The sequence below is a fragment of the Kibdelosporangium philippinense genome (assembly GCF_021390435.2).
In the GTDB taxonomy this organism is placed as follows: domain Bacteria; phylum Actinomycetota; class Actinomycetes; order Mycobacteriales; family Pseudonocardiaceae; genus Kibdelosporangium; species Kibdelosporangium philippinense.
In genome coordinates this window covers 2,050,274-2,061,851 of record NZ_JAJVCN010000002.1, presented here as the reverse complement: position 1 = coordinate 2,061,851, position 11,578 = coordinate 2,050,274, and the positions used below count along the sequence as shown (strand labels likewise).

The window sequence follows — 11,578 nt, the reverse complement described above, 5'->3', positions numbered from 1 at the left end:
CCGCAACCCATGAACGATGACGCATAGTTGCCGACGCCGGAAACATCGCCCGTTGACCGGCGGCCAACCAAGGTTAGGCCGCCACACCGCGATATCCTCGGTCATTGAACGTGATCCGGACAAATTTCACGTTACTCGGCGCGATGGCCAGAAATCGCCCAGTCAAATTGTCGGTATTTTCTGCTCATCACTCCAGTAAAAGCGGCACGGATATCCCCGGATCACGGCCGAGCAGAACCGCGCGCGTCACCGCAGCCGATCCGAACTTGTCGTGCACGTTGTCCAGCACCGTGTCGAGCGCACTGCCGATGCCTTCGTCGAATGGCAACGTCAGCTGAACGGAGTCGGCGTTGTCGAGATTGCCGACCGAGATGCCGATCAAGGTCAGGCCAGCGCTGTCGATCAACGGCATCGTCTTGGTCACCAGCACGCGCAGGGCCGTCAGGACCTCGTCGGTCGACGACGTCGGCTGCGCCAACGTGTGCGAGCGCGTTGCCCTCGTGAAGTCGCTGAACCTCATGCGCAGTACGACAGTGCGGCCGACGCGTCCGGCGCTACGTAAGCGCCGGGTGACGCGGTCGACCAAGGCGACGACAGTGGCGTCTATTTCCTCGGGCGTTGCCAGGGCGCGGGATGCGCGCTGCGCGCCCATGGAGCGACGGCGACGACCCACATGCACCGGACGCGGGTCGTAGTTGTGTGCGAGCGCGTGCAAGTGACGGCCCAGCGCGCGCCCGAGCATCGAGACCAACATCGACTGCGGCAGGTCGGCTAGGTCACCCACTTTGGTGATTCCGTGGTCACGCAGTTTCGCCGCGGTCACCTTGCCGACGCCCCAGAGCCGTTCCACCGCGAGCGGATGCAGGAACGCCAGCTCGCGATCCGGCGGCACGAGCAGCAGACCGTCCGGTTTGGCCACTCCACTGGCCACTTTGGCAAGGAACTTCGTCCGCGCGACACCGACCGTGATCGGCAGACCGACCTTGGCCTTCACGTCCTGACGCAGCTTGCGCGCGATGTCGACGGGTTCGCCAGCGATCTTGCGCAGGCCACCGACGTCAAGGAACGCCTCGTCGATCGACAGTCCTTCCACCAATGGAGTGGTATTCCGGAAGACCTCGAACACCTCTTTGCTCGCTTGCGAGTACGCCGACATCCGCGGCGGCACCACGATCGCCTCGGGGCACAACTGCAGCGCCCGCGCGCCGCCCATGGCCGTGACGACACCTCTTCTTTTGGCCTCGTAGCTGGCCGCGAGCACGACGCCGCCACCGACAATCACGGGGCGACCACGCAGTTTGGGGTCGTCCCGCTGCTCGACCGACGCGTAGAACGCGTCAAGGTCGGCATGGAGTATCGTGGCGCTCATCACGAACACATGTTCGCATATTCAAACTCACCGCACGATCGATGAGTTTCCCGCACCCCCGTCGTTACAAGAGTTAGATCGACGGACAGGCCGACCCGAAAGGCAGTGACATGGACTGGAAGCTCGAGCTCGTCGTGGTGCCGGTGACCGACATCGACCGAGCGAAGGACTTCTACACGAGGAACGCGGGCTTCGCGCTGGACGTGGACTTCAGCGCGGGCGAGGACTTCCGGGTCGTGCAGCTCACCCCACCGGGTTCGAAGTGCTCGATCACGTTGATGCGCAACGAAGAGTGGGCAGGGCACATGATGGGTCTGCAGGTCGTGGTGAACGACATCGACATCGCGTACGCCGAAGCAAAAGAACGAGGCGTGCCGGTCGGCGAGATCCACTGGTACAACGACGGCGTGCGGACGCCAGGCCACCACCCGGAACGGGCCGACTTCGGCACCTTCGTCGCCTTCAAGGACCCGGACGGCAACAACTGGCTCATCCAGGAAGTCGGGAAGACCAGTGGATGAGCCGGACTTCGAGCAGCACCGGCGGGAGCTGCACCTGCACTGCTACCGGATGCTGGCGTCCTTCGACGAGGCGGAGGACGCGGTGCAGGAGACGTTCCTGCGTGCCTGGAAGGGCCGGGACACGTTCGACGGCAGCGCGCAGTTCCGTGCGTGGCTCTACAAGATCGCCACCAACACGTGCCTCGACATGGTCCGGCGGCGTTCTCGTCAGGTGCCGGTGCTGGAGTCGTTCGCCGAAGTGCCATGGCTCCAGCCCTATCCGGACGCGTTGCTCAACGAGATGGCACCAGCACGGGACGAGCCGGACTCGGTCGCGGTCGACCGCGAGACCATCGAGTTGATGTTCATCGCGACCATGCAGTTGCTCCCGGCCAGACAGCGAGCCGCGTTCATCGCGCGTGACGTGCTGGACTGGTCTGCCAAGGAAACCGCGACGTTATTGGGCACCAGCGTCGCGGCGTCGAACAGCGCGCTGCAACGGGCCAGAAGCACCATGCAGGAGCACCTTTCGCGGGAACGCTCCGAGTGGTCGAAGGCCGAACTGAGCGACGAGGAACGCGACCTGCTTGCCAAGTTCATCGACGCGCACGAACGGCTGGACGCCGAGCAGGCGATCGCGATCTCGGCAAAGGACATCCGCGTCACGATGCCGCCGCTGCCCGCGTGCTTCGACGGAATCAGCCAGGTCGCCACGCTGATCGAGCGGGCGTTCGGGCCAGAGCGCGACGGCGACTGGCGCCTGCTGCCCACGTACGCCAACCGGATGCCGACGGCCGCGAGCTACCTGCGCCGGCCTGGGGACACGGTCTACCGGGCGTTCAAGCTGGACGTATTGCGGGTGCGGATGGACGTGATCGTGGAGATCACCACGTTCGGCTCGGGCATGGTCAAGCACTTCGGCCTGCCCGAAACACTCTGAACTTTTTCTGGAGTGGTGTGTCGATCTGGGGGTGACTGGTTCGACGCACTGATGAGTGATCATCGATGAAGGGGACAAGCGTGCGTAACCGACTACTGACACTACTGACGGCCGCGGGCTTGCTGGCGGGCTCGGCTGGGGTGGCCAACGCCAGCGAACGCGGTCTCGTCTTGACCGACGCGGGCCCTGTCCGCGGCACGACCGCGACCGACCACCAGCTGTACCAGGGAATCCCGTACGCGGCGCCACCAGTGAGCGCCAACCGCTGGCGCTCACCACAACCCGTGACGCCGTGGACAACGCCCCTCGACGCCACCAAACCCGGTCCCGCGTGCGCTCAGACCGGAGGCGCCGGGTCACCGAGCACAACCGAAGACTGCCTGTATTTGAACGTGACCACACCGTCCGTGCACGGCCGCAAGCCCGTCATGGTCTGGATCCACGGCGGCGGCAACAGCTACCTGTCCGGCTCCGGGTTCAACGCGCAGCGAATCGCCGCGCAAGGCGATGTCGTCGTGGTCACTATCAACTTCCGGCTCGGCTTCTTCGGTTTCCTCGGCCACCCGGACCTGCCCGACTCAGGCGCGTACGGCATCGAAGACCAACAGGCCGCCCTGCGCTGGGTCAAACGCAACGCAGCAGCCTTCGGCGGCGACCCCCGCAACGTCACCATCTTCGGCGAATCCGGCGGCGCGTTCGACATATGCGCGCACGTCACCTCGCCCCTCTCCCGCGGACTGTTCGACAAAGCCATCGCCCAAAGCGGCGGCTGTTCCATAGCGTGGCCGAACAACGGCATCATCCACGGCCTGCCCGCCAGCTCACCATGGATATCGAAAGAAAAGGCCGCAGCCAACGCCATAGCCCTCGCCACACAACTCGGCTGCGCTGACGTCGCCTGCTTACGCGCCCTTCCCGCATCTGCCATCACCGCCATCGAAGGCGGCCTGACACCGGTCGTCACCGGCAACCGCGTACTGCCCGTACACCCAGTCGACGCATTGCGCTCAGGACAGTTCAACCGGGTCCCCGTCATCTGGGGCAACACCCGCGACGAAGGCCGCCTAACAGCCGCGACCGTCCCGGAACCCTTCAACTACGACGCACTGTTGGAGCAGGCATTCGGTACCAAGGCCGCGAAAATCGCCGCCGAATACCCACCGGCAGAGTTCGGCTCGGCACGTGTGGCATACGGCGCCCTACTCACCGACAGCATCTGGGCGTGCGCACAGCTAACAGATGACCGCTTCCTCTCCCGCAAAACAACCACGTACGCATATGAATTCGCCGACCGTGACGCACCCCTCGGCGACTTCACGGGTCTCTTCCCGCCCGGCTTCCCACCAGGAGCATTCCACGCATCGGAAATCCCTTACCTCTTCGTCACACCATCAGCGCACCTGAACGCGGAACAGCAAAAGCTGTCCAAGCAGATAACCGAGTACTGGACCACCTTCGCCAAAACCGGCAACCCCAACACCCACAGCCTGCCCCACTGGCCCCGCCACACGCCCGGCCAAGCCCAATCCCTCGCCCCCACCACAATCAAGCAGGTAAACGCCCACCAAGAACACAACTGCGCCTTCTGGACATCGCTCTGACCAGCCGTCCAGCCCTGTGTCACGTCGCCCGGCACCGAACCGGGGCAAGCGCCCCCCGTCGCAGAGCCTGCTGTCGCGAGGTCTTCTTACCTCGCGACAGCAGACGCCAACTCCCGGAGTTCAACTTACGGAGGCCCCGCGACGGCATCTCAAAGTCCACTATGGACCCCACCGCGCCTCGCACCCCACCTGTTAAGGGATGGCCGCGAAGGTCACCTTGACGGCGTTCAACGCCGCTAATCTTCCCCTCGCGACTGGCCTCCACCCTGACCGCGACCCAAGCGGCCCCGTCGTCGTGTCACCATTTACAACCCGCAGGTCACCGACCCGAACCCAGACTGAGTCACCCGCGACCACCGAGCCTTAGCCTGAATCCACCGATAGACCTTGTGTTGATCTTCCGGGGTGTTCTGGTCATGTGTGGATCTTGGGTTTTGGTGGTGGGCATGGTGAAACGGCTGGCTTGTCCAGCGTGTCCACGGGAGGTCTCCGGTCGGGCCCTGGCGGGCGGGTGGTGAAGAAAAGGTCAGGCGGCGGGTGGGCTGGCGGCGGTGTGCAGGGTGGTGAAAGCCTCGGCCCAGGGCCAGTGCTCGGGTAGGTGCAGGACCGGGCGGCCTTGAGGGCGGGCAAGGCGGGCTGGGACGCAGACGAGGTGTTTGCGCAGTGTCGCGCCGCGGGCTTTGGCGTGGAAGGTGCTGGTGAGGCTGCCTGCGGCGCGCAGCAGGTTGTGGGCGAGGGCGGTGCAGACGACCCACGCGGCGTTGGCGTCGAACTGCCCCGATGGCAGATGCGCCAGCGGGCCGTCGATGAGGTCGGCGAAGGTCGTTTCGACGATCGCGTGCTGCCGGTGGGCGAGATCAGCGTCTACTGTGGATAGTTCGGTGTTGGTGAAGAACGCGTGGTAACGCCAGATCGGGAACAGGGCGTTCTCGGAGTTCTTGTCCTTCACCCGGCGTACCACCAGCCGGGCGGTGATGACGTGGCGGGTTCCGGCGAAGGCGGTATAGCCGGTCTCGGCGACCTCGGCGTCAGAGATCAGCTCGCCGGTATCGGGATCTTCCACCGAACCCGGGTAGCGCACCGCGACCCACGCGTCCTCGGCGATCGCCGTGATGGCGGCCTGGATTGACGGGTTGGTCGCCACGGTGATCGAGAACATCGCCCCGGCGCGGCGTGCGGCACTGACCACTGTGCCGGCGTAGTAGGCGGAATCGCCGCGGACCAGGATCCGTCCCGCGCGTGCCCCGGCGGCTTTCGCAGTGTTCAGGGCTTGGGTCAGTAACCTCGCCGCGCCCCGCGCGGAACCGGCGTTGCCTGCCCGCAGACGGATCGCGGCGACGAGGGGTGCGGCCAGCCGGGTGGAGATCGTGACCACCAGCGGCGAGAGCCCTCGCAGCAACAATTGGTAGCCACCGACTTTGGCCGGCCCGAACCGCGCACCTCGTTTCTGGGTGCCGTACACGCGGCGCAGCAGCGAGTCGATGTCCACAAAGGTCATCTGATCCGCCCCGGCCAGCACCGGGGTCTTCGCCGCCAGCGACACCAGCATCGCGCGCAGCACCGCGGCCAGTTGCAGCGCATGGCCGTGGGTGAACGAGCGCAGAAACGATCCCAGCGTCGAGGGCGCGTACACCCCGGTGAACAGACGTTTCATCCCGCCGTGGCGGATCACGTCCAGGTCATCGATACAGTCCGCGCCCGCGAGCATCCCCGCGACGATCGAGGCGACCTTGCCTGCCGGGCTGGCCCCAGTCGACGGGATCGGAGCGTTCGTGATCTCTACCTTCTGCGCTACCAGTTCCGACATGCCCGCCCGCTCGGCCAGCGCCATCACCGGCACGATCCCGGCGCAGGACACGAGATTCTCCTCATCGAACCGCACCGCCGCCCGCGACCACCTGTGCGATAATTTCACTGAAAGTGCCTTCCATCCCCGGGTGATAATCGAGCCTCAGTAACTCGTATTATCACAGGTCAGAAGGCACTTTCACTTGTAACACGCCGCCCCGAACACCCACTCATCAGTGGATTCAGGCTTAGATTGCTGGCAGTGGCACTCAACGCCCTAATCAAGCCCGCACACCAGGCAAGCCGTCCTTCTCCACCGCCCGGCACCTCGCCCAAACCACAAAGCCCCGGACCCGGCCCACCGCCCGACGGCCCGCGCCCGGCATCGCGAAACCCCGTGGTCAAGCACTCAGGCCACCAGATACTCGTCACCGCCACCCGGGTACTCAAGAGCCATCCGCCCCTCCCCCTCGGGCATGCGGGCGCCATCAGCGGCGTTGGAGGCGACCGTGGATGATTCTCCTGTGGACCTTCGTACTGTCGAGGCGACTCGGTATGTCACGCCGTTGCGTGAAGGCGGTTCGTTGCCTGGCCTTATCGAGGCCGATGACCTCGGGATGTACGTGCTGAAGTTCCGGGGCGCCGGGCATGGGCTCAAGGCGCTGACGGCCGAGATCATCGTGGGTGAGCTGGCGCGCAGGCTGGGCTTTCGGGTGCCGGAGCTGGTGTTCGTCACCCTCGACCCGGCGCTGGCCCGTTCCGAGCCGGACCAGGAGGTGCAGGAGTTGCTGGCCACCAGCGGCGGCCAGAACCTCGGTTTCGACTATCTGCCCGGCTCGTTCGACTTCAACCCGATCGTCCGCGATCCTGGCCCTGAGCTGGCGGCGCGGCTGGTGTGGCTGGATGCGCTGACCCTCAACGTGGATCGCAGCTGGCGTAACCCGAACCTCCTGCTGTGGCACAAGAATGTGTGGTTGATCGATCACGGTGCGTCGCTGTATTTCCACCACAGCTTCCGCGAGGGCTGGAAACCCGCGCCGAGCTACCGATTCGACGTGCACGACCATGTGATGCTGCCTGCCGCTGGCCCGATCACCGGCGAGCCGGTCAGCACGGACATGCTCGAGGAGGTGCTCGCCATCGTGCCCGACGACTGGCTCACCTCCGACGGTGTCTTCGACCCGGATGGCGCGCGGGCCGCATATCTGTCGTTCTTCGAGTCGCGACTGGCCAACTCGGACCAATGGGTCAAGGAACTGGAGGCGGCCCGTGTCGCACGTCTTTGAGTACGCGCTACTGCGGGCCGTGCCCCGCCAGGAACGCGGCGAGTTCATGAACGTCGGCGTGCTGCTTTACTGCTCGGCAGTGGACTTCTTGCGGTGCAAGACCCATATCGACGAGGACCGGTTGCGTGCTCTCGACCCGAGAATCGACCTCGACCTGCTGCGCGACAGCCTCAAACTCTGGTGTGGCGCTTGTGACGGTTCGACCGAGGCGCAAGTGCGTGAGACGTCGTTGGGTCAGCGCTTTCGTTGGCTGACCGCACCACGCAGCACCCTGTTGCAGACCTCGCCAACACATACCGGTCGTACGATCAGTCCAGAACGCGAGCTCGACCACTTGTGGCGCACGCTCGTCCTGCTTCCCGAATAGGGAAAGTGCGGAAATCCGCAGTCCACATCGGACCTAGTGCCGCGTGGCACTAGCCACGTAAGTTGTTGGGCGCGCTCATCGAACCGGGTCATCGATGAGCGCGCCTGGAGTTCATCTGGCCAGAGACGAACCCCCATGTCCAGCGGGAGACCCCGTCAACGTATCGGCGACACCGGGTATTGCGCTGACCGTTGCTCCCCCGTCCCCCCTGGTGGCTTGTGTGTTCCCCCCTCGTCACGAAGACCCACCCCCAGGGGACCTTCATGAACCTTGGGCACCGCACTGTGCCGTACACCAAAGATCGCAGAACCGTGTTGCGCGATCGTTGACAGATGGCTGACACGGATCGACTAGTTTGGGGCAGTGGAATTTCGGCTGCTCGGCCCCTTCGAGATCGAGGCGTCCCAGCCGGTGTCGATCCCGCGCCGGCGCGAACGGTGCCTGCTCGCGGTCCTGCTGCTCGAACAAGGCCGCAGTGTCTCCGCAGAACGGTTGGCCGACCTGCTGTGGGACGGCGCGCCGCCGTCCACCGCGGGCACTACGTTGCGCAGCCACGTTAGCCGCCTTCGGGCGACAGTGCATTCAGCCGATGTCCAGATTCTGAAACACGGCCCCGGTTACATGGTGCGCACAGACCCTAACCGGATTGACGCGCACCGCTTCCGATCCATGGTGAACCAGGCACGCGCCGTGCCGCATGCTGAGACGCGGGCGGGCATGATGCGCGCGGCGCTTGAGCTGTGGCGCGGGCCAGTGCTGGTGGACATCGCCAACAGCATGATTCGTGACCGGCTCGGCGCGAGCCTTGAGGAACTGCGAATCGAGACGCTGGACCAGCGCATCATCGACGACCTGTCGCTTGGCAGGCACCGGGATCTGATCGCCGAGCTGCGCGAGATCGTGGCAGCGGAACCGAATCGGGAACGGTTCACCGCACATCTGATGCTCGCCCTGTACCGCTCCGGACGTCAGGCCGACGCACTCGCGGTGTACGACGAAAACAGGCGTTTTCTGGCCAGCGAACTCGGGTTGAGCCCGGGCAGCGAGTTGCGCGCGCTGCACGAACAAATCTTGCGCGGGGACGCCGCATTGGACCTGCCTGAACGTGTTGCGGTACAGACAGGCACCACACGGACCAACACGTTGCGACAGTTGCCACACGACATCATCCACTTCACCGGCCGCGACCGGGAACTGGCGCATCTCAACGCTGTCATTTCAAGTGCCGGTCCCGTACCGACAATCCTGTCCATCGACGGCGCCCCCGGTACGGGCAAAACGACCCTCGCGGTGCATTTCGCCCACCAGATCGCGCATCGTTTTCCCGATGTCCAATTGCATCTGAATCTGCGTGGATACGGCCGTGACGAACCGGTCGGCCCAGCTTCAGCCGCGGAGACGTTGTTGCGTGGGCTTGGCGTGGGCAGCGAATTGATCCCACCGAGTGTTGACGAGCGATCAGCGTTGCTACGCAGTGAATTAGCTGGTCGTCAGGTGCTGATGTTGCTGGACAACGCGCGCGATGCCCACCAGGTAAGACCATTGCTGCCCGGAACGGGCAGTTTGGTGATCGTCACCAGTCGGAACCAGTTGCGGGGATTGTCCATTCGGGACGGCGCGCACCGCGTCACCCTGAACCGCCTGCCCGCCGACCAAGCGGTCGAGTTGCTCAGCTCGTCGATCGGCGCCGAACGAGTCGGCGCGGAGCCAGCGGCTGCCGCACGTCTTGTCGAGCTGTGCGACCACCTCCCGCTGGCGATCTCGATCGTCGCCGAACGCGCGGACCGTAGCAGCACACTGGCCGAAGTCGTGCACGCGCTGGAGGACGAGAAAGCGCGACTGGACAACCTGGGCACAGGCGAAGACGATCCGCATACGGACCTGCGTGCCGCGATGTCGTGGTCGTACCGCGCGCTGGACGAAGACGCCGCGAGGATGTTCCGGATGCTGAGTTTGCATCCAGGCAACGACATCAGCCTCGAAGCAGCGGCCGCGCTGGTCGATCTGCCGCTGCCAAGGGCGAAAGCGTCGCTGGACAAGCTCCTTGCCTCGCACATGGTCGAACAACGCCGTGGCATCCGCTACGAACTGCATGACCTGATGCGCCTGTACGCCGCGGAGACCGCGGGCCGTGATGAAACGCAAGAAAACCGGAACGCGGCATTCCGCCGCATCCTCGACTGGTATTTCCACGCCGCCGTGAGCGCCGATTCAGCGATGCACACCCATCGCCAGCGGCTTTGGGTCAAGCCATACGAACCGCAGACACCACCACCCCAGTTCGCCAGTTCAAGCGAGGCCATTCTCTGGTTCGAGCATGAATATGACTGCCTCAAGTCGGTGGCGGGCTGGGCGGCGGCGAACGGATACGCCGGACACACGTGGCGCATCGTGCTCGCGCTGATCTCGTTCCTCGACCGCCGGATCCCCGCGTACGACGCAGGTGCGTTGATCAGCGACGCGATGAAGGCAGCCGAAGCAGCAGGCGATGTGTTCGGCCACGCGTATACACTGAACTCGTTGGGCGCACAGGAGCTCAACAACGGCAACCGGCAAGCCGCGATCATGCACATCACCCAGAGCCTGGAACGATTCGAGGAAATCGGCGACCTCTCCGGCCAAGCCATCACACTCGGCAACCTCGGCCTGGCATACGGCGAACTCGGCGAGTACGAGCAGGCAAAGGAATTCCAATCGCGCGCGCTGCGGCTCTGCGAGCAACTCGGCTACACAAGAGGAATCGCACTGAACCTGGACAACCTAGGCGTGGCGTACACGGTGACCGGGGACTACGAGAAGGCGAAAGACTGCCACCAGCAGGCCACAAAGATCCTCAACGAACTAGGCGACGCGCCCGCGGTCGGTACCAACGAATACCACCTCGGCTGGGCACTCACGAGAATGGCCAACTTCGCGGGCGCGGCAAGGGCGTTCCGAACAGCGATCGCGATCTTCCGCGAATACGGCAACGACAGATGGGCAGCGGCCGCACTGCGTGACTTCGGCCTGATGCTGCTGGACGCAGGCCACCCAACCCTCGCCCGCGACATGCTCAGCACGGCATTGGTGACCATGCGGGAGATCGCCGACCCCCGAACCCAGGAATTCGAGGCAGCATTGGCAAAGTTGACATGACTCCACTTCAGACCTTCTCGGCCAAAGACGGCTGGCCCGCACTACGCGCCCGCATTCGCTTGGCCAACACTGCTTTGCTGGACGAGGCTGTCGAGTTCGCCGTGCAGTGGCATGGCGATCAGAGGCGGCCAGCGGGCGAGCCGTACGTGGAGCATCTGCTTGAGGTTGTTGCGGTGCTTGTCGATGGCGTTGGTGTCACGGATATCGACGTGTTGCGAGCCGGTGTGCTGCACGATGTGGTCGAGGACACCGAATGCGACTTGGAAACCGTGCGCTCCAGGTTCGGCGACCGCGTGGCCGAGCTCGTGGGCTGGGTGACCAAGGGCGACGACCGGGCCGCCTACCTCGCGAGCCTCAAGGATGCACCGAGGGATGCGTTGACGGTGAAGCTGGCGGACCGGTTGAGCAACGTGCAGCGGCTGAACACGCATCCTCGGCCCGCGAAGCAACAGACCTACTACCGGGAGACTGTCCGCACGATTGTGCCGCTGAGCACGGGATTCCCGTGGTTTGAGCAGTGGTACGCGAGGTGGCAGCAGGAGTTCAGCCACCTCGCGTGAACGAAACTGTCGTACCCCTGCTGTAACGTAAA

The 11,578-nt window shown here is 64.6% G+C and carries 9 protein-coding genes; 7 read left to right on the top strand and 2 right to left on the bottom strand.

The window, feature by feature from the left end:
• Positions 1-187 precede the first annotated feature (187 nt).
• A complete protein-coding gene (dinB, locus tag LWC34_RS28295) occupies positions 188-1,378 on the bottom strand; it encodes a DNA polymerase IV (RefSeq protein WP_233728149.1) in 1,191 nt (396 codons plus the stop codon).
• Positions 1,379-1,479: 101 nt separating this feature from the next.
• Here dinB and LWC34_RS28290 point away from each other — a divergent pair, with 101 nt between their 5' ends.
• The 3 genes from LWC34_RS28290 (at position 1,480) to LWC34_RS28280 (ending at position 4,410) form a co-directional block, all read left to right on the top strand.
• Entirely contained in the window at positions 1,480-1,890 is a 411-nt protein-coding gene (locus tag LWC34_RS28290; protein WP_233728148.1) for a VOC family protein, read from the top strand.
• A complete protein-coding gene (locus LWC34_RS28285; RefSeq protein WP_233728147.1) occupies positions 1,883-2,809 on the top strand; it encodes an RNA polymerase subunit sigma-70 in 927 nt (308 codons plus the stop codon). The genes LWC34_RS28290 and LWC34_RS28285 overlap by 8 nt, the downstream gene beginning before the upstream one ends.
• An 80-nt stretch (positions 2,810-2,889) precedes the next feature.
• Positions 2,890-4,410, top strand: coding sequence for a carboxylesterase/lipase family protein (locus LWC34_RS28280; RefSeq protein ID WP_233728146.1), 1,521 nt, complete (start codon positions 2,890-2,892; stop codon positions 4,408-4,410).
• Positions 4,411-4,936: 526 nt separating this feature from the next.
• On the opposite strand, the gene LWC34_RS28275 is transcribed toward LWC34_RS28280, so the two are convergent.
• The gene (locus tag LWC34_RS28275) at positions 4,937-6,325 is read right to left on the bottom strand and encodes an IS1380 family transposase (RefSeq protein WP_233722400.1); all 1,389 of its coding nucleotides are present in this window, start codon (positions 6,323-6,325) and stop codon (positions 4,937-4,939) included.
• 397 nt (positions 6,326-6,722) lie between these two features.
• On the opposite strand from LWC34_RS28275, the gene LWC34_RS28270 reads away from it, so the two are divergent.
• From LWC34_RS28270 to LWC34_RS28255, 4 genes are all read left to right on the top strand, one after another.
• Positions 6,723-7,484, top strand: coding sequence for a HipA family kinase (locus LWC34_RS28270; RefSeq protein ID WP_233728145.1), 762 nt, complete (start codon positions 6,723-6,725; stop codon positions 7,482-7,484).
• Entirely contained in the window at positions 7,468-7,851 is a 384-nt protein-coding gene (locus LWC34_RS28265; RefSeq protein ID WP_233728144.1) for a DUF3037 domain-containing protein, read from the top strand. Before LWC34_RS28270 ends, LWC34_RS28265 begins: the two co-directional genes overlap by 17 nt.
• Positions 7,852-8,214: 363 nt before the next feature.
• Positions 8,215-10,986, top strand: a complete 2,772-nt coding sequence (locus tag LWC34_RS28260) for an AfsR/SARP family transcriptional regulator (RefSeq protein ID WP_233728143.1) — start codon at positions 8,215-8,217, stop codon at positions 10,984-10,986.
• Entirely contained in the window at positions 10,983-11,546 is a 564-nt protein-coding gene (locus LWC34_RS28255; protein WP_233728142.1) for an HD domain-containing protein, read from the top strand. Before LWC34_RS28260 ends, LWC34_RS28255 begins: the two co-directional genes overlap by 4 nt.
• Positions 11,547-11,578: the final 32 nt, after the last annotated feature.

Coding starts and splice junctions, on each gene's coding strand:
- LWC34_RS28290 (WP_233728148.1), top strand. CDS start 1,480: ATGGACTGGAAGCTCGAGCTCGTCGTGGTGCCGGTGACCGACATCGAC.
- LWC34_RS28255 (WP_233728142.1), top strand. CDS start 10,983: ATGACTCCACTTCAGACCTTCTCGGCCAAAGACGGCTGGCCCGCACTA.